Source organism: Halorientalis persicus (assembly GCF_900110215.1).
Taxonomy (GTDB): domain Archaea; phylum Halobacteriota; class Halobacteria; order Halobacteriales; family Haloarculaceae; genus Halorientalis; species Halorientalis persica.
In genome coordinates, this window is the sequence record NZ_FOCX01000007.1 from 1 (window position 1) to 17,922 (window position 17,922).

Annotated in this window: 22 protein-coding genes; 5 read left to right on the forward strand and 17 right to left on the reverse strand. The window is 59.4% G+C overall.

Annotated features, from left to right (window positions below; translation table 11 throughout):
- Positions 1 to 309: transposase (locus BMX17_RS09305; protein WP_170845351.1), on the forward strand; the 309-nt coding region annotated here is incomplete at its 5' end.
- Positions 310 to 392: 83 nt separating this feature from the next.
- On the opposite strand, the gene BMX17_RS09310 is transcribed toward BMX17_RS09305, so the two are convergent.
- Together BMX17_RS09310 and BMX17_RS09315 are read right to left on the reverse strand one after the other, a co-directional pair.
- Entirely contained in the window at positions 393 to 818 is a 426-nt protein-coding gene (locus BMX17_RS09310; protein ID WP_092659303.1) for an SWIM zinc finger family protein, read from the reverse strand.
- 215 nt (positions 819 to 1,033) lie between these two features.
- Complete coding sequence (locus BMX17_RS09315; protein ID WP_092659305.1) at positions 1,034 to 1,972, reverse strand: transcription initiation factor IIB; 939 nt, start codon at positions 1,970 to 1,972, stop codon at positions 1,034 to 1,036.
- A 206-nt stretch (positions 1,973 to 2,178) separates the two neighbouring features.
- Between BMX17_RS09315 and BMX17_RS09320 the strand changes: the two genes are divergently transcribed.
- Positions 2,179 to 6,003: an ATP-binding protein gene (locus tag BMX17_RS09320; RefSeq protein WP_139203456.1), complete on the forward strand. Its 3,825-nt coding sequence runs from the start codon at positions 2,179 to 2,181 to the stop codon at positions 6,001 to 6,003.
- Between the two features lie 53 nt (positions 6,004 to 6,056).
- On the opposite strand, the gene BMX17_RS09325 is transcribed toward BMX17_RS09320, so the two are convergent.
- The 4 genes from BMX17_RS09325 to BMX17_RS09340 form a co-directional block, all read right to left on the reverse strand.
- On the reverse strand, positions 6,057 to 6,446 hold the full coding sequence (locus BMX17_RS09325; protein ID WP_244514970.1) for a PIN domain-containing protein: 390 nt from the start codon (positions 6,444 to 6,446) through the stop codon (positions 6,057 to 6,059).
- Between the two features lies 1 nt (position 6,447).
- Positions 6,448 to 6,642: a DUF7557 family protein gene (locus BMX17_RS09330; protein WP_092659309.1), complete on the reverse strand. Its 195-nt coding sequence runs from the start codon at positions 6,640 to 6,642 to the stop codon at positions 6,448 to 6,450.
- 388 nt (positions 6,643 to 7,030) lie between these two features.
- A complete protein-coding gene (locus BMX17_RS09335; RefSeq protein WP_092659311.1) occupies positions 7,031 to 7,447 on the reverse strand; it encodes an SWIM zinc finger family protein in 417 nt (138 codons plus the stop codon).
- Positions 7,448 to 7,691: 244 nt separating this feature from the next.
- A complete protein-coding gene (locus BMX17_RS09340) occupies positions 7,692 to 8,630 on the reverse strand; it encodes a transcription initiation factor IIB (protein WP_092659313.1) in 939 nt (312 codons plus the stop codon).
- A 197-nt stretch (positions 8,631 to 8,827) separates the two neighbouring features.
- On the opposite strand from BMX17_RS09340, the gene BMX17_RS09345 reads away from it, so the two are divergent.
- On the forward strand, positions 8,828 to 9,175 hold the full coding sequence (locus BMX17_RS09345) for a winged helix-turn-helix domain-containing protein (RefSeq protein ID WP_244514971.1): 348 nt from the start codon (positions 8,828 to 8,830) through the stop codon (positions 9,173 to 9,175).
- 2 nt (positions 9,176 to 9,177) lie between these two features.
- Complete coding sequence (locus tag BMX17_RS09350) at positions 9,178 to 9,495, forward strand: hypothetical protein (protein WP_092659315.1); 318 nt, start codon at positions 9,178 to 9,180, stop codon at positions 9,493 to 9,495.
- A 98-nt stretch (positions 9,496 to 9,593) separates the two neighbouring features.
- Here BMX17_RS09350 and BMX17_RS09355 read toward each other — a convergent pair whose 3' ends face one another.
- Both BMX17_RS09355 and BMX17_RS09360 read right to left on the reverse strand, forming a co-directional pair.
- Positions 9,594 to 10,115, reverse strand: a complete 522-nt coding sequence (locus tag BMX17_RS09355) for a hypothetical protein (RefSeq protein ID WP_092659317.1) — start codon at positions 10,113 to 10,115, stop codon at positions 9,594 to 9,596.
- Positions 10,116 to 10,399: 284 nt separating this feature from the next.
- Entirely contained in the window at positions 10,400 to 10,744 is a 345-nt protein-coding gene (locus tag BMX17_RS09360) for a helix-turn-helix domain-containing protein (protein ID WP_092659319.1), read from the reverse strand.
- Positions 10,745 to 10,838: 94 nt separating this feature from the next.
- Here BMX17_RS09360 and BMX17_RS09365 point away from each other — a divergent pair, with 94 nt between their 5' ends.
- A complete protein-coding gene (locus BMX17_RS09365; protein ID WP_092659321.1) occupies positions 10,839 to 11,156 on the forward strand; it encodes a hypothetical protein in 318 nt (105 codons plus the stop codon).
- Positions 11,157 to 11,321: 165 nt separating this feature from the next.
- Here BMX17_RS09365 and BMX17_RS09370 read toward each other — a convergent pair whose 3' ends face one another.
- The 9 genes from BMX17_RS09370 to BMX17_RS09415 all read right to left on the reverse strand — a co-directional run bounded on the left by BMX17_RS09370 (position 11,322) and on the right by BMX17_RS09415 (position 17,908).
- On the reverse strand, positions 11,322 to 12,263 hold the full coding sequence (locus BMX17_RS09370; protein WP_092659323.1) for an ImmA/IrrE family metallo-endopeptidase: 942 nt from the start codon (positions 12,261 to 12,263) through the stop codon (positions 11,322 to 11,324).
- 228 nt (positions 12,264 to 12,491) lie between these two features.
- Positions 12,492 to 13,730 carry an RNA-guided endonuclease InsQ/TnpB family protein gene (locus BMX17_RS09375; RefSeq protein ID WP_092659325.1) on the reverse strand — a complete coding sequence of 413 codons (1,239 nt, stop codon included), beginning with the start codon at positions 13,728 to 13,730 and terminating at the stop codon, positions 12,492 to 12,494.
- Between the two features lie 5 nt (positions 13,731 to 13,735).
- Positions 13,736 to 13,864 (reverse strand): AbrB/MazE/SpoVT family DNA-binding domain-containing protein, encoded by a 129-nt coding sequence (locus BMX17_RS09380; protein ID WP_139203457.1) that lies wholly within the window; start codon positions 13,862 to 13,864, stop codon positions 13,736 to 13,738.
- A gap of 60 nt (positions 13,865 to 13,924) precedes the next feature.
- Positions 13,925 to 14,422, reverse strand: coding sequence for a hypothetical protein (locus BMX17_RS09385; RefSeq protein WP_211611312.1), 498 nt, complete (start codon positions 14,420 to 14,422; stop codon positions 13,925 to 13,927).
- A 3-nt stretch (positions 14,423 to 14,425) separates the two neighbouring features.
- On the reverse strand, positions 14,426 to 14,734 hold the full coding sequence (locus BMX17_RS09390) for a DUF8065 family protein (protein WP_092659598.1): 309 nt from the start codon (positions 14,732 to 14,734) through the stop codon (positions 14,426 to 14,428).
- Positions 14,735 to 15,085: 351 nt separating this feature from the next.
- Positions 15,086 to 15,448 carry a hypothetical protein gene (locus tag BMX17_RS09395; RefSeq protein ID WP_139203458.1) on the reverse strand — a complete coding sequence of 121 codons (363 nt, stop codon included), beginning with the start codon at positions 15,446 to 15,448 and terminating at the stop codon, positions 15,086 to 15,088.
- A gap of 41 nt (positions 15,449 to 15,489) precedes the next feature.
- On the reverse strand, positions 15,490 to 15,744 hold the full coding sequence (locus BMX17_RS09400) for an AbrB/MazE/SpoVT family DNA-binding domain-containing protein (RefSeq protein ID WP_092659331.1): 255 nt from the start codon (positions 15,742 to 15,744) through the stop codon (positions 15,490 to 15,492).
- 156 nt (positions 15,745 to 15,900) lie between these two features.
- Positions 15,901 to 16,551, reverse strand: coding sequence for a DUF6735 family protein (locus BMX17_RS09405; protein ID WP_092659333.1), 651 nt, complete (start codon positions 16,549 to 16,551; stop codon positions 15,901 to 15,903).
- Between the two features lie 688 nt (positions 16,552 to 17,239).
- Complete coding sequence (locus tag BMX17_RS09415; RefSeq protein WP_092659337.1) at positions 17,240 to 17,908, reverse strand: DUF7509 family protein; 669 nt, start codon at positions 17,906 to 17,908, stop codon at positions 17,240 to 17,242.
- Positions 17,909 to 17,922: the final 14 nt, after the last annotated feature.

The window sequence follows — 17,922 nt, forward strand, 5'->3', positions numbered from 1 at the left end:
GTCACCGCCGACCACGCAAAACATTTCATTTTAGCTGTATGTGAAGAGTTCGAAGATGATTTGATTGTGGTGCTTGATGGAGCACCGTATTTCCAGGCGTCGGCCGTCACGGACCTAGCGGCCCGTGACGACCTCGCCTTCGTGACGCTACCCTCGTATTCACCGGAGTTGAATCCGGTCGAAGAATGCTGGAGACAGCTGCAAAAGGCTCTTAGCAACCGTTTCTTTGACTCGCTCGACGAGCTAACAACAGCGATCGACACCGCTCTCGACAAACTCTCTGTTCCTAAAGTGAGCAATTACTTCTAGTGTCTACTATAGTCGCGACAAATGAAATTTGTGAGCAAATGCTCTCCAAGATATAATCGGTATCCGGATATCCAACCGGATCCTCAGTCGTTCAGTTTCCGTTCGCCACTCCAAACACACTGCCAGCAGGGGAACTCACCCCGAAGTTCTGGACAATCGCAGTCCGACTCATCGGCATTGTTCTCGCTTGATTCACTGTTGTGCTCCGGTTCGGAAGCAACCCCACCATCGGCCGCGACGGATTTCGCGTTCACAGCCGCCAGAACAGGGTCGCGAATCGCGACCGCCACACGATGTTTGCAGCCACCGTCGAACCGTTCGTCGGCCGGGCACGTACACGCCGTCGGCAATCCATCTCGAACAGTTACAACGTACTCGTGCTCGCTCGGATCGGCGTGACTGCAGTTGCGAACGCGAACACCCTCGGCGACGACCGAGAACTCGAAGGCTTCGTACTGGGCACGCTTTGCGACACGGCTCGAAACGTCGAGTCGTTCCAGTGGATGCATTCAGATCGAGCACCCGAGAAGGCGCTCACCCACCGGTGCGCCACAAAGAACGCACAGGACGACACCCGATCAGGAAACCTCGTAGCGAACGATGTCCGACCGGCCACAGGTCGGACACGCCTCGCCATCTGGATCTACGGTCGTCCCGCAGTGACGACACTCGTAAACCACCTGCGTGCTCGCCGTCCCCAGTAACGCCCGGTGGAAGAATCGCTTCATGCCGACACCCCCAGTCGGTCACGAACGAGTTCACGATTCGACCGCACCGTGGCCGGGCAGACATCAGCAGCGTTCGCGAGGGTACGTTGTAGGACTGACTCGCCCTGCTCGGCCGCAGCCACTGCCAGACAGCCCGCCGCGAAGCCGGCTGGGTTTGACCCGCTGATCAGCCCTGCCGTCTGCGCTCGTTCGGCGAGGTCCCGCGCCAGTCGCCGCGTGTCCGCAGCTACCTCGACGGCCGAGGCCAGTTTCGGGACGAACGCGACCGGCTGCCGTGGTGGGACGGCCAGTTCCAGTTCTCGCTGCAGGACGCGGTAGGCATTCCGAACCCGACTGCGTTCGACCCGCCCCACCGCGACAACCTCGTCGAGCGTCCGGGTGTGGCCGTTGCATCGACAGGCCGCGTACACGCAGGCCGTCGCCATCGCCTCGATCGACCGCCCGGGGAGGAGCGACGCCTGCTGGGCCGTCCGGAAGAGTGTACTCGCCTGCTCTCGGAGACTCCGCTCCAGACCGAGCGCCGACACCATTCTCGCGATCTCCGTACAGCCGTGGCCGAGGTTCCGTTCCGCCTTGGAACGCCACTTTGCCCGACTGTGCTCGCGTCTGAGCCGGGAGAGTTGCCGTCGCTTCCGGTCGGGGAGGGAATTGCCGTTGGCGTCCTGGTCACCGCCGATCTCCGTCGACAGCCCCCGATCGTGCCGTACGTTCGTCAGCGGCGCGCCCGTCCGTTCCCGTTCTCGATCGTCCTCCGGGAAGGACCGCGGACCACGACGGTCGACCCGGGCGGCTTCGATTATCAGTCCGCACTGGTCACACCGTGTTTCGCCGGCCTCGGTGACGACCCGGCCATCGCATTCAGGACAGTCGTTCGTCCGCACGCTCCCAGTCGTTTCTTCGTCGACACACGTTTGGTAGATGTCTCTCGTAGCCATCTCGAATCAGCGCGACCACTGCCTGTGGCCCCGCACCCCCCGGGGGCCACAACCAAACACGGAGATGCGAGACACTCAGTTGTGTTTGGAGCGACTTTGGCACACACTGTGGGAGGGACGGATCGCCCCATGAGAATCGTCTAGCTTCAAAACAAATTTAATCCAGACATGAAGAGAGGAAATCAAGGTACGAGGTGCGGTCCAACGTGTTACCGCGACCGGAACTCCCATCTCTCTGGACGACAGCACAGGCACGCTCTTCGGACAAAAGCAAGCAATCCAGCACAGGAACAGGAGCAACTGACCAGCCACTTCCAGCAGTCCCCGACGAGCCACAGACACGGCCGTATATCGAGATTCGGCCGACCGATACGCCACTTGATCCCGGGACTGTCGCACACGGCATCGATGTTCTCGTCACGGCGTTGCAGGAGGCGAGTCAGGATGGGCTCTGGCACACACTCATGGACTCCGTGCAACAACCCCATGTCGAATGGGTCCTCGTCAGTGACGGCCGCTCCGATGCACAGATCCGGTATTTCGTCGGCACGGACGACAACGAGTTACTCCCGGACGTCAAACACGTTCTCCGAACGGCGCTCCCGAACTCCTACGAACTTCGGGAGGTGACCTGGCACCCACGCCAGATATACGAACAACTGCCGGTCGCAGCCACTCCGGAAGATTGCCATCCACATCCGGCGATCACGCCCGCTCGACCGTACGTTGCCGGCGTCGAGTATTGTGGTCACGCGAAGCGGAGATCTGACTGGCAGGCACCGTTGGCACCATTCGAGGAGATCATCGACAACAGCGAGGCTCCCCAACACCACCGCAACCAGAACCAGCGCGAATCCCGGCGCGTCCCGCTGGCAACTCTAATCGAAACGATGCGCGAGGCCAACGTCCCCGTAATCTATCAAGCGGTCTGTCGGTCCTACGACGACTGGACGGGCGACCGACGTTCCTACCTCCAGACGCTCCGGGACGACGAGGACTGGCTGATGGACCTCATCAGCCAACGGTCACAGGAAGAGAAGCGGGCGTACCAGCCACCCCCCGAGGACCAGGCCCGTATCGACGCAATCAGGACCCGGGACCCAGCGCGGTCGCTGTTGCTCTCGGCACGGGCAGTCGTCCTGACGCGAACCGATCCGCCCCTTGCCGACAGCATTGCGCGTGAACTGACCAGCGTCTTCGGCCACGTCGGGACACAGTTTCACGAGGTCCGCGGCCAGCTCCGGACGGATGACGACCTCCATCCCGCGAACCGCAAGCCACCGGGCGCACAGGTTTTCCACGATCTCGTCGATCGGACAGTTTACCCGGCGACGTACACCGGTCCCCGGACACGGCTACCGGGTGTCTCAACGACCAGCCGCGGGCTCGTCGTCTGCCCACCGGAACTGCCGAACTTCTGTCTCCTCGGGGGGCAGGGACTCACACCGGACGGCAAACGGGCCCTCGGGACCCGGGCCCGGGAACGGACTGGTGTGGCGTTGCCCCCACCGGACTTGTTGGCCCACTACACGGGCCCGGGGATGTCGCTGTGTATGCCGCTGACCCACGACCGGGATCCATACGGGCAGCCACTCTCGCTCCCCCCAGCGGAGCAGGATCGACACATCGTCGTCGGCGGTCGTACGGGGGCCGGCAAGTCCATCCTCGTCGAGACGGCGATGCTCACGAACGTCGACGCCACCGCTGGGCTGGACATTCTCATCGACTCGAAGGGGGGTGGCACCGCCGAGGAGTACCTGCGAGCCCACTACGCCCAGCACGGTGACCTCGACGATGTGCTCTACTTCGACTGTACGGAGGTGTTGCCGGCGCTGTCGTTTTTCGATATCCGGGCGCTGCTGGACGCTGATGTCCCTCATTCCGAGGCTGCCGCTCGCGTGGCCGGCCAGTACGAGGAGATTCTCCGGGGGCTGATGGGAGCCGACCGGTACGACCGGGCCGTCGACGCGCCGAAGGTCATTCGCAACCACGTCAAGGCGCTGTTCGATCCCATCCACGGCGACGAGACGTTCGGGCACGACGATCTCTATGCATCCTTGCGCCGAACGATGGAGATGGAGGCCCCGCCGACCGTCACCACCGACGGACTGGAGGAGTACTTCGACAACTTGGTCGAGCGCGACCGTGAAGTCTTCCAGAAGGTTCTGGGTGGAGCCGTTGGTCGCGTCGACACGATCGCCACCGACGAGCGACTCGCGTCAGTGTTCAACCACACACCCGGCGAGGGTGACGCGGCGTTCGATTTCGGGGAGTTGCTCGACGAAGATCGCGTCGTCATCTTCGACTTCGGTGGCATGGAGGACCGAATGAAGCGGACGCTGACGTTGGTCCTGCTCTCGAACCTCTGGACGGCGCTGAAAGCCCGTGCCGAGGCTGCCGACGCGGCTGCCGACCTCCCACTGGTCAACCTCTATCTGGAGGAGGGAGCCGAAGTCGCGGAAACGGAAGTGATGGACACACTGCTGTCACAAGGCCGGTCGTTCGGGCTGTCGGTATTGTTGGGCGTGCAGTTCCCCGAGCAGTTGAAATCGTCCGATCCCACGACCGAAACCTATCTCGAAGCCCTCAATGAAGTGGCCACGACCGTCGTCGGCAACGTCTCGGTCACCGACGACCTCGCTGGGGCACTGGCCACCGAGGACATGGATCCCGAGGCCGTCGCCCGTCGACTCAGTGCGCTCCAGCGCGGGGAGTGGTTCGTTCAGCCCGCCGCCCCGTTTGGCGAGCCACGGCCGCGGCCGTTCCTCGCGGAATCGCTGGCCCCACCGCCTGGCCACCCGGCCAGTGACCAGCCGTTGACCGCCAGCGAGGGCCAGGCCTTCGAGAACGCGTTCGAGTCCGCGTGTGACCGGACGCGTAAGACGGCTGGGTTGGCCCACATCGATGCTGGAGCGGTGCCAGCCCCGGACACAGAGGAGGAGTCCACGGACCCAACGACCGACCCGAATGCAACAGCAGCAGAGCTCACCGATCCAGACATCCGGCGGGATTCGCTCCTCCCACACACCCAGCGACGCCCCGACTGTATCGCGTACGACGCCGACGCCCACACCCTCCGGTGTACGTCCTGTGACAATCGCTACGATCCGACGGTCGACGGTATGCGTGATGCCATCGAGTGCTGTCACTCACTGGTCGATGTCGACCGTGATGACATCCCTGTCTGTGAGATCAATCTGAAACTCTCACCCGAGGAGATCGAGGCGTCGGAGTGGTCGGTGACGCAGTTGCTGTTCCTGCAGGCCGTCTACAACGCACAACAGCTTCGCTTCGACGTACTCGAATACGACATCGTCCGGGATAGCATGGTCCGGTTGCGGGAGTACGTCGGCATCGAGTACGACGCTGTTCTGGAGTTGGTCGATGCAGGGATCCTGCGGGACCACGGGAAAGAGCCTCACAAGCTGTACTCGCTGGCTCCCGACGGTCGCGAAGTTATTGGTGAGAGCTACAGTCGCGGCGTCGAGTTCGGGCACGGGGCCGGCGATCTGGAGGAGTCAGCCCAGCACGTCCTGTTGGTTGAGTTGCTCCGTCGGTATTTTGTCGACGAATTCGCGGAAGATTCTGCCTCGGCTGTCGAGCAGGTCGTCCCCTATTACGAACTGCAGGAGGGGGAGGCCCCAGCCGCATCGTTCATGGGTGATGGCGAAGACACGGCCGAGGTGGAATCGGTCGAACGGCGTCGGCTGGACGTGGCCGGCCTCGATGCTGACGGGGAGGTTGTCGTCGTTGGTGAGGCCGAACGGTTGAACAACGACAGCCACGAAGCGATTCCGGCCGATTACGACAAGATGGCTGCCTGTGAGCCCGAGGAAGCGATCTGGGCGACGCTGACGCGAACGGACGCACACGAAGTGCTGGAGACGTTGAACGATCCCGCTGACGGGGAGCCGAGGGTCGAGAAAACGTACAGCAAGAATACGCCGGCACGGGACATCAGAATCGACACGCCGGGAGCGACGGAGATCTACCCGATCAGCTATCTGCGACGGTTGCTTGGAGAGGAGTGACCACCAAACCACCAGGGAGGACAGTCACTTGATGGAAACAGCAGTACCGTGGTTTAGTTCCGCAGGTTGGTCACGGTCATCAGGTCGGTCAGATATTCAGTTTCGAAGTCTTCGTCAGCGACGACGAGTTCGGCACCGGTCGAGCGGGCAGTCGCGGCGATCAGGAGATCGCGGACGGACATCTCGTCCCCGCCGTGCCGGAGTTCGTTCTGGATGCGTGCGGCTTCCATCGCGACGGTTTCGCTCAGGTCGATAGAGCGGACACCACCGATAGACTGGCGGGCGACGTGAGCGGAGATGTCGTCTCGCCACATCGCGCCGTTGACGAACTCGTAGATGCAGATAGTCGAGGTGAACCACGGTTCGTTATCATCGAGATACGACACGGCGTCACTCTCATCGCGCTTGTAGGCAAGAATAGCAGACGTGTCCAGAAACAGCATATCAGAAGCTCTCCCGGCTCCGTTCTATGTTCCTCTCGATCTCGTCAAGAGCTTCGTCGGAGAGGTCGCCCTGTTGGATCGGTTCGTCCTCGCCAGCGATCCGCGTCAGGAACTCGTCCCACGTCTCGTTATCCTGCTTCAGGTTGTCGAGTCGCTCTTTCGTCGATTCGTCTACCGGGATCGAGGTTCGGCTCATACTAATTTATTCTAAATTCATGGTATTGTGTCTTTCGCCGTTGACCTCCTCCACCTCCGTGTGAACGCGGAGGAATCCCGCCACGGGATTGGAACAGCGAACTACCGGACCCGGACTCCGAGAGGTCATAATTAAAGTAGCAACATCGATACACCGAACCCTGAATGTCTGGAATTGGTCGTGGCTGCGCGCGCAGCGGCTGCGAGGGCGAACACCGTGAGGCCTCGGAAGGCGAGCGGGGAACGCGAGGTCTTCGACCTCGGTTCGAGCGGGCGATGCCCGCGAGAACGACGTGACCCGCGAGCAGCGAGCACGGAGCGGAGGGTGGGGCGGTGGGTCGTGGGTGGTCTGGTCCACAGCAAAAAGAAGGGCCATCGCGAGCAGGGAATTAGTCCGGGAGTTCGCGCCGTCCCGTCCGGACACACTCCCAACACGGGAAGCCGTCCCTGAGCTCGTCGCAGTCACAATCCTTGTTCTCGTCAGTCACCTCGGACCCATGCCCACCTTCGGTTGCCGTCCCTCCATCCGCTGCAACCGTCCCAGCAACCGCCGCGTCTAACACCGGCTCACGGATGGCCACCGCAACCCGATGCTTGCACGCCCCATCGAACCGGGCATCCGCAGGACAGTTACAGTCGGCTGGCAGCCCGTCGTCGATCGTCACTAGGTACTCGTGATCGGCCGGGTTTTCGTGACTACAGTTCTGTACCATGATGCCGTCGTCACTGATCGCAAACTCGAAGGCTTCGTACTGGGCTCGCTTCGCCACTCGGGTCGTGAACTCCAACTGTTCCAGAGGAGTCATCGAATCAGGGCACTCACGAGAGCGCCCGCCCATCGGGGCGCGCTACAACCCCACGAGTGGCGACCAGATCTTCCACGAGAAGCACGCCCCTGACCGGGTCAGGGGATCTCGTAGCGGGCGATCTCCGACGACCCACACTGCGGACACGGCTCAGCGTCGCCGTCGACTGGCGTCCCGCACCGACAACACTCGAAGACGACTGTCCGCCCCGCTGTACCGAGCAGAACGCGCGACCAGAACCGCCTCATGCCATCTCCACTAACCGACCACGAATCTCATCACGGTGCCCCCGGACCGTCGCTGGACAGACGTTGGCCGCCTGGGCCAGATCGGCCTGTTGTACGTTGATCCCGCGTTGGCCTGCAACGACGGCCAGACAGCCCGCCGCGAACCCAGCCGGATGACAGCCCGACGCCAGGCCACGCTCCTGGGCCCGTTCGGCGAGGTCGGTCGCAGCACACCGCGTTTCCGGTGGAATATCCAGTGCAGAGGCCAGCTTCGGGACAAACTCCGCCGGCTTCTGTGGAGGTATCTGTAACCCAAGTTCGCGCTGCAGGACCAGATACGCGTTCCGTACGCGCGATTGGCCAACGCGAGAAACAGCCACGACCTCCTCGATCGTCCGGGTCTGGCGTGCGCACCGACAGGCTGCGTACACACAGGCCGTTGCCACCGACTCGATGGCCCGCCCGGGGAGCAACCCCGCATCCTGTGCCGTTCGGAACAGCGTCGACGCCTGCTCGCGGATACTCCGGTCCAGGCCCAGCGCCGCGACCATGCGGGCGATTTCCGTACAACCATGCCCCAGATTCCGCTCGGCTTTCGACTGCCACTTCCCGCGGCGATGCTCACGTCGTAACCGCGCCAGTCGTCGTCGTTTCCGCGCTGAGAATGTGTTGCCCTGGGTGTCGCGACCACTGCCAATCTCCGTCGAGAGTCCCCGATCGTGGCGCGCGTTCGTCAGCGGCGCGCCCGTCCGTTCCCGTTCTCGACCGTCTTCCGAGAAGGACCGCGGACCACGACGGTCAACCCGGGCGGCTTCGATGATCAGTCCGCACTGCCCACAGCGGGTTTCGCCGGCCTCGGTGACGACTCGGCCATCGCATTCAGGACAGTCGGTCGTCGGGACGCTCCCAGTCGTTTCCTCGTCGACACTCGTTCGATAGATGTCTCTCGTCGCCATCTCGAATCAGCGCGGCCACTGCCTGTGGCCCCGCACCCATCGGGGGGCCACAAACCACACCACAGGGCACTGCTGATCCTCATTGGAAAATCCGACTGTATTGTTCCAATCCATGGAGAACGTCGTCCAAGACGAGTTTTGTACGGCAGGGAAAGGTGTCCAATAGATTTAACACCACGAGCTCCTTCTAAATCGTTATGCCCAGTCAACAGCCCGAGCCGAGCGATGAACAAGAGCTGGCAGAGATTCGGGACGAATATCCGAGTGGCTGGCGCGTTCTCACTCAACACGAGAGCGTCGGTTACATGATTGATGCACTAATGGATGCACCAGACTACCACTTCAGCAAGTCAAAGTTGGCAGAGAAGGCAGGGGTAAGTCGACAGTCCGTCCACACACATCTCGATCTCCTCTTGCGGCTCGGTATCGTTGAGGTCGTCGACGATGCGTCTCCAGCGAAATATACGCTCAGCTCGGACAACGAGGTGGTGAGAGAACTTCACCGACTCAACGGACTTGTAAATCAGAAGCTCAACGAACCGTAGCGATGGACGGGCGAGCCCGTATCGTATGGAAACTGGCACGGAACCACACGTGGGGGTCACCGATCCCCGCCGAGGAGTTGATCCGACTGACAGCAACAGACGAGGATTACGACGAGATGCAGGGTGATCTCGAAGAAGTGTGTGACTACTCGTTCGTCGCTCGTGACCCGGACGGAATTTATATACCGAACGGCCAAGATGCCCACGTCGAAGCCGCAAATTGGCTCCGCAAAAACACAGAACGCGAGGACTTCGTGATCGCGAGTACGCTTTCCCGTCTCCCGCAAGAATGGCTGGATATCGACAACGACGGCACCTAGGCCTTAATACATTGTTCTTGGCCTGATACTAACAGGCCGCAACGCTGGGCCTGAAATCCCGTAGCGGGATTCCTCCGCGTTCACGCGGAGGAGGTCAATCACGAGACTGATTCATTCTCGTCCTCTGAATCGGTCAACAATTCGGTCAACCTGTCTCGGTTAGTATCGATCCCATGCTGGTCGACGATATCGAGCGCGGCGAGAACCGCGCCATCGTTCGTGATTCCATCCGCTGTGAGTTTCCGGAGCCGTGTGACTGCGGCCGCTTCGTCTGTGGCACACCGATGGAGGTCGGGCACGAGCTCAAGCGCCAATTGCTTCCAGTCAGTGGCCGTGCCAGTGAGTTCGAGCGACCAATCGTCAATGGCCCCGTCACGTTGGTAGCCGTCCATCGCGTGGTCGGCGAGGAGATCGTCGACGAGTATGGACTTACAGACGGTTGGTCCACCACCCCTGAACGTGGGATCGATTACCGTCTCGAATGCGTCAGCCGACCGGATCTCACGTTCGATGTGCAGGGAAACCCCATCGTGTTCTGCAAGGATACTCGCTGGCTCGTCGGCACTCACCTGCCGGGTGAACGTCGCAGGCCCGGACGCGACGACTGTCAACTCCGCCACCGATGGGTCTGGTTCTGTCTGTACGTCTGTCCTCTGGGTCGGTGTGTCGGGTACATCCGAACTCATCGTTTCGTGAAGGGGCTGCTCCCTCCACCCTTGGAGGGGGACAAAAACACAGCCTCCGAGAATCGATCAGGATGGGCACGTAGCCGACGTTTAGAGCGTCATACTACGGTTTTCATACCTGTCCTTTGCCTGCCAATCCGATCGGTACAGACGATGTATCGACCGAATCAGACGCACGAACCCACCAATCTGATGGGCACACAAATTGAGGCTTGGAGTTACTCACCGGCCGCGTTCAGCGCACTGTTCAGCTCGAACAGTTCCTGCACGACATCGCTCTTGGCGACTCGATACCGGCGAGGTGATGAGTTCGCTACTTCCTCAATGATCCCGGTTTCTACCAGGAGATCGATGTATTTGCTCACTGTCTGCCGGGTCACACCAGTGTGATCCGCCAGTTCTGTCTTGGTGAACTCCCGCCCCGGCGGAAGGGTGAGGATGGCATCGATGAGGATCGGGACGCTCTCGTGCTGAAACAGATAGAGGACGCCGCTCGGGTTCTCTAAGCGGGCCTCCTTGGTATCCTTCTCCGCTGCCGGGTGTTTCTGCGAGGACTCGCTCATACTGCTGGTTTACCGGTGTAAGCATATAACTATTCTCCCGGACGTAAACGCGCGTTAACGTACTCTTATCAGGAAGGGGTAGGAAACGAGGGATATGCGTAAGCCGTCGGTGAAATGTGCTCTCCTCGCCGCGATGATAGCTGAGCATCGGTGGGGATCACCCATCGTTGAAGAGAATCTCCTCTCTATTGCTGCTATCGAGACAAATGACTACCCCACTGCTAGCGATATATTCGACGATCTGCGGTCCAAACCCTACATCACGAACCAAGGTAACCGAGGGATCGAACTCGACAACAGTGAGTTCAGTCAGCTGGCCGATGTCCTCTACCACGAGTGCGACTGGGAACCGTTTGAGATCAAGAGCCGACTGAAGCACTACGAGGGCTGGGAAAACCACAACTGGGCATAACCGTGTTCAGCCCGCAGTGGCAGGCGATCTTAAGATAGATATGCAGACACACTGAGCAGGAGACGCATTCCCAGAAACCTCAAAATCAATCTACCCTAGGAACTGTTCTATGACAGTCTGAGAATGCTGTTCAGGGCTCAAATCCGAGGAGACGGGTAACTGCCACTACATGGTGTCGCCTTCCTTCAGCTGGTCGTCGACTGCGTCGATGACCGTCGTCGCGGTCGTACTGATCCGCTGAAGCCTGTCAGTGATCGTGTCCGTCTGGTCGTCAGCCCACACCGCCAGATAGAACGCCGCATTGCTCGTGTCGAGGCAGAAGTACCGCCCGACGACGTACGCCACCGCTTCGGCTTCGACCTCGCGTTTCGCCCGTTCGCTGTCGTCGGCCACCTGAAAGTGCAACAGCGCATGGGCATACTCGTGGATCAGTGTCGTCACGAGGTCTGCCTCGTTATCTCTATTCTTGGCTTTCACAATCGGTTGCTCGTCCCGTCCCGACTGACTACAGACACCTTTTGCACCAGAGTAGGTCCATTCGGACTGAGCAACAATACGGACCTCGACATCGAGAGCGGATGCCGCCTCCTGTAGTGCGTCGACCAACTCGCTCCCGTCGCCGTACGTCTGAGTGTCGAGTTCCGGGAGCGGCTCGCCTTCGGTCTGAGAGACATCGAACACCGGCGCGGGTTTGAACCCGACCAGGCCCTCGTCCCAGTCCTCTGGTGGTGTCTCGTCGTACTCACAGTCCGACTCCTCGTGATACGACGGCGCGTTCTCACATTCGGGACACCGGGTCGTGATGATCGGTGCCCAGATCCAGATCGCCGACTCGCCCTCTGAGACGTGCCTGTCGAACTCTTCTTGCCACGTCCGGTAGCCCGCGACCTTCGTCGCCTCCGGACACTGCTGTTTGATCAGGAGCGTATTCCGATGCGAATACTCGTGGAACCGACTCTGGACATCCAGCCACTCCTGAAACTCCGCGCTGGCTTGTGCCTCGTCGACGAGGTCGGTGAGGGTCTCGACCCACTCGTCGATGGTCGCTCGCATCTGTTCGTCGCGCGTCTCCCGGTCGTCGAATGTCGTGGTATCACTAGTCGCCATCTCGAATCAGCGCGACCACTGCGTGTGGCCCCGCACCCCTCACGGGGCCACAAAACAATTCACTTCAGAGACGGGCTACGGGAGCAGGTTATCTGGCAGATAGTCGCGACAATCAATCGGTATTGCCTCCCACGCCGCTTGGATCGCCTGAAAGCCAGTCCATCCTTCACCCCGGAGTAGTTCACCACACGCCAGACAGAACTCCTCTTCCGTGAACGCACCCCGAGGTCAAGCCCCGGGGCTTCCTGCTTCTACGACGCGCTTTGCACTCACTTCCTCTCGGTGAGGCGTGAGCGTAGGGAGCGCAGTCTGCACAGGCGTTGATTCGGAGCGTCCCGCCCCTAACTGCTTGAGTCCTCTGTAGAGAATATTCTTCGCTGCGTTGAGGTCGCGGTCTTCCGTATGGCCGCACGCTGGACAGGAGTGTTCGCGTACCCAGATTGGCTTGGCTGTTTCCACACCACACACAGCGCACTCTTTGGTCGTTCCTTGTGGTTTCACCTTCTCGACGTGCGTGCCATGGAGGTCAGCCTTGTATTCCAACAGGTCAAGAAAGCGTGACCACGCAGCGTCTTGCTTGTTCTTGGCGTTGTGGCTGGTTTCCAGCATCGGCTTCACATCCAAGTCCTCCACTGCGACGACATCGTACTCTGTGACTAGCCACGTCGTGAGTTTGTGCTGGTAGTCTCGCACCTTCCGCTTGATTGCTCGTTTCGCTTTGGCTACCTTTCGTCGTTGCTTCTCCCAGTTGGCAGAGCCGTGTTCTTTCCGGTCGAGTTTCCGCTGTTCGCGTGCGTAGCAGTCGTACTCGTCGGACAGGTCAAGCGTATCCACAGACAGGTTCTCCGAAGTGTGGATGTAGCTGGTGATTCCAAGGTCAACACCTACGCAGTCTTCGGGTTCAATTTCACTGAGTGGCGGTTTCTCGGGTGTATATTCTACAGTGGTCACGAGTGAGACGTACCACTCACCAGTCGTCTCTTTTTTCAGGATAACCTCGTCAATGTCCTCTGCTGGTGGTACGTCGCGGTCTGCACGGATGTTGAACCAGCCAATCTTTTCGAGTCGGAGTCGGACGAATCGGTCGTCGCCCGTGTTGTAATCCACGTTGAAGCGACTTAACTGATTGTACGACACTGACCGAAATTTACCGTTGCCTTGCCACTGCAACCGCCCAACATCGTAGCCTTCGTTTCGACGTTCTTGCAGCGTCTCTAGGTCGCTGTGAATCTGGCTGATAGCCTGTTGTGCAGCGTGTTGTGACGGTTCGGCAAAGGTCGGCCACTGGTCTGTCCAATCTTTGAGTTTGCTGTGTTGGTCGTAGTCGGATGGCCTGTCGTTGTAGTCCGAGTTGTAGTAGTCCCGGACAGCGTGATTGCGAATCTGCCGGAGAATGTCGATGTGCCGCCACGCTTCGCTTGCCACATCGTCGGACAGGTACGCGCGGAAGCGAAGCGTGTGTTTCATTGTGGTTAGTCGAGTTTTTCGACGGTGAGTTTCAACTGGTCGCCTTCTTCCAGATTGAGTCCCTCACGGACTTCTTCTGGGATTGTGACTTGCCCGCGTTCTCTGAGGTTCGGGTAGCACTTCATCGAACTCATTGTTATTTATTCATACTTAATCGTAATAACGGTTGGGTGTTGTCGGCTTCAACCCCGGGGTCAAGCCCCGGGGCAGTCGCCTTGACCGCCTGTACACGCCCCGTGTTCCAACAGCAGGTAGAGTAAGAACGGCGGTGCAACGGCTTTCCCATCCTCGCTCTGCGAATCGAAGACACGGTTAATCGCCATCCGTCCGTGCTTATCCATCAATATTGCATACGTGTACGTCTCCGGGTGTTGCTCAACCTCACGCTGTATCGATGTCTCGCCAGCATCCTCGCCATGTGGGCGTGGCACACATGGAACGACGGTGAATGCCTCGGATTCGCCCGTGAATGGTTCGAGCGCCGCCTTGCTGCCATCGTGGATCCATCGCTCTCGTGTTCCGTCCGGAGCATGGGCGGATTTCTCCCGTGTATGGCGCTGCAGTTCCTGTTGACAGACGTTCGTCGTCGTGAGGTGTAGCGTCTCGATGATGTGTGACCAGAGGTCGGTATTTGCAACCGCGATCAGGGCGTCACTATCGACGATGACAGGATGGCGAGTGTCATCTGTCATCCGTCACTGCTGGAACACACCATCTGTGTCGAGGGTAGCTGCCTCCTCGAAAGCATCGCGTTCACGCTCAATTTCTTCAAGTGCATCTCCTATAAGAACGATAGCGACTTCCTCCGAGAGGTCACCGCGTCTGTACTGCTCATACAGTTTGATTTTCTCTTCATCAGAGAGTGTTTCTCGGAGTTTCTCTTTGAGCCCTTCTCGCGCGAGTTCGCTGATATTGATCCCACCGAGACGCATCTGGTCGACAACCTGACTCGCCTCTTTTTCAGTTGCTCCCCTGAACTGAATTTTGTCGTTCTCCATCGCCATCGGTACGTCCCCATAGTCAGCGTGCGGATTTAGGCGTTGTGACAAGCCATCCATGTCATGACAACACCCTCCATCTCAGCATCGATCGCGCCGCACTGGCCTGTGCCTCGTCGACGAGATCGGTGAGGTCTGCAACCCACTCGTCGATGGTTGCTCGCATCTGTTCGTCACGCGTCTCACGGTCGTCGAATGTCGTACTATCACTCGCCCATCTCGAATCAACGCGACCACTGCGTGTGGCCCCGCACCCCTCACAGGGCCACAAAAATCGATCTCGCCAGCGACCGCTACACACAACGACAGAGCGTACCGAACGTTCGAGGCAGGAGAAATGGAGACGATATCGGGGAGTCAGTTCCAGACGACAGGAACACCTTGTTCGTCGATGTCAGTGTCGGTCGTGATGACGGCCTCAGTCTCGCGGGTTCGGTAACTGGCGACGATCATCGCATCATGAAGCGAAAACGTTCCTCGTGAGCCAGCGACGTATTGCAGATCGTCGACTGTCGTCTCAACGACCGAGACCGGAAGGAAACTTCGGAGTCCAGCGACGATGTCGTCCGGTGCGCCGGGAAGTTCAACACCCTTCGCTGGATGGCCCTTCTGGACCCGATAGAGTGTTTCGGCAGCCGCTATTGCGGGGAGTTCGATGACAATCTCGCTCTGTTCTGCGAGTGCGTAAAGCCGATCCGCCTCACTCCCGAGCTCGTCCACGAGATAGCGAATGAAACCGACCGCGTCAGTGGTATAGCGTTTCATACGTCCCAGTCTGACCGTTGCTTCTCGCGGACATCTTCGGTCATCGCCTGTGCTAGCTCTTCCCGATCGGATTCATCCAGACCTTCGACCAACATACCGCGGCCCGAATCGTTGTCGGCGCGGACGAGACGAAGTCCGTCGTCAGTGTCGATCCAGATTACCTCATCACCGGGATTGATGCCGTATTTTTCGCGATACTCCTTGGGAATCGTCGTCTGACCTTTGTCCGTGACCTGCGTCGTCTCTGTCATACTTGCTGGTACGTGTGTAAGAACTAAATTCTTACCGAGCACTGCCGATCGCCGGACAGACGACAAGTTATCTTCTGCTCTCATGATACAGCAGAACACCATGTCGACGAGGCCACCATTCAGCACCCTGCCCGACGATGGTCGGTTGCATTTGCTCTACGGACGACTGGGCATCGTCCGCCGATCGGCCGTCCGAATGAGGAGGTCAGCCCTATCCGGAACCAATTCACTAAGCTTCCGCTGCAGATACTGCTGTGCCTCGTCAGGCGTGAAGACGCCACGGTCGACCATGTCACCGACGATGTCTTTCAGCGCCCGGAACTCGCCCTGGGCAGCGCCGTCACCGACTGGCTTACCGTCAACCCATCGCACCGTCCGGATTGCACCGTTTCCAACTGTGGGTGCATCGGTGACCGTCTCACAGTCGTACGTCAGCCCTAACCAGTGCGTCCTGTAGGCCATCACCTCGAAATCCTGGGCAACCACGAACAACGCCTCGTGGTGGAGAAAGTCCAGGTACTCGGTGACAATCTCGTCTTTCGTGAGTCCGATGGCCATCGGGTCGTGGTTGACCTCGGAGGCCAGGAGGTTCGCCTCACGAACGTACTGTGAGATTGCCTGCTCGTCGGTGCTTGTTCTGAGCGTCCGGCAGAGCAACTGATGGGTTTCTGCTGGACGGTCACCGCCGAAGGGTGTCTCGGGTGTGATATCGTGTTTCAGCCTGAGGTTGCAGGCCCCCCAGTGCGAATAGTGCAAGTTGTACGATCCATCCGGTCGGTCGTATGCGACGAGTGCACGATGTCCCATCGAATCACGCGGGACGGGTGATCGCCCCGCACCCCTTCGGGGGCGATACACATAGCAGGGGGACTCGAACGAAGAACAGAGAGACGAATCGCCAATTGGTAACCGAAACGAATAGTGTCTCTAAGAAACTATTTTGTATTGGAATCAAATCATGGCTCAGTCGAATCAGTGGTTCGAGATCTCAGCGTTTTTCCACCCGACTACGACTGCCAACCTCGGAGAAACGTATCCTTATACGTGGTCGCATCGGTGGTCTCAATTCGAGGCAGTCGCAGTCCGTACTGACGAGGCGTTTCAGCAAATGAAGAAGAGCGGCGTTCAACAGGTGGAGTCGTCGTTTGAGCAGGAGCCCTTCTTTCGAACTGACGCCTTAGTACTTGAGACGGAGGGATCTGCCGAGCAAATGTTGAACGGGATTGTGGGGCGGCTCGGATCACATCTACCGTCGAAATCAATTGTGACGACGACGACATTGCCCCGAGAACCTGAAGTCTCAATCCTGCAGGCAGGACAACAGTCTGACTTCATCGATCGATCTCAGATTCGAAACCTCCTGACGCAGTAGGAAGGCAGCACAGATCCGTTGGACGGAATTGATCCGAGATGGACACGGTCGTGGCTGCCGGCCGCTCGCGGCCGGGAACGTTCGACACAGTACCGACTCAGATAGACACGCAGTTCCGAATATTCAATCCAGGCGGTCGAGTGAGCCGTAGAGTTCCGAATTCTGAATATGGGTGCAGAACTGCGCACACAGTCGACAGCAGTCAGTAGCATCGGTGAACGTCCGAAGACTCGTATCCCAGCGTGCGTTGACTGATCCGAGCATGGCACTCCGTACCGACGGTTCGGTCACCACCATCAATCGTTGTGACCGCTCAGGTGGGGTTGCATCCGCTGCTTGACCAGCCATTCCATCGGTTGAAAGTAAATCCTCGAGGACGCTCCCGATTTCGATACCAACGCCGAGATTGTCGCCAACCTGTGGGGCGATAAAAATCGTGACGTTGCTCGCCCGCGCGAAGGCGATACTCTGTGACGCGGCATCCATCTCTTCCAGTGGAATGCCGACATCGATCGCGAGAAACGCATTGAAGCCTCGATCCCGAAGACAGTCGCGTGTTTCTTGAAGCAGACGCAAGACATCGTCTTCCGCGTACTCGCCGCTGGACTCGTTCCACGTCGCGAACGACGGCACATCCGTTTCGGCATCGGCCCCTCCGGGAAGCAACGCATCGACATCGAACGTCCGATACGGCCCCATCAGATACACGAGAAACTGTTCACGCCGAGCGGGTGAAAGCGCGTCCGAATCGCCAACAGCCTCCGGAATCCGTTCGATAATTCGATCCCGCATTCAGGCTTTCAGTC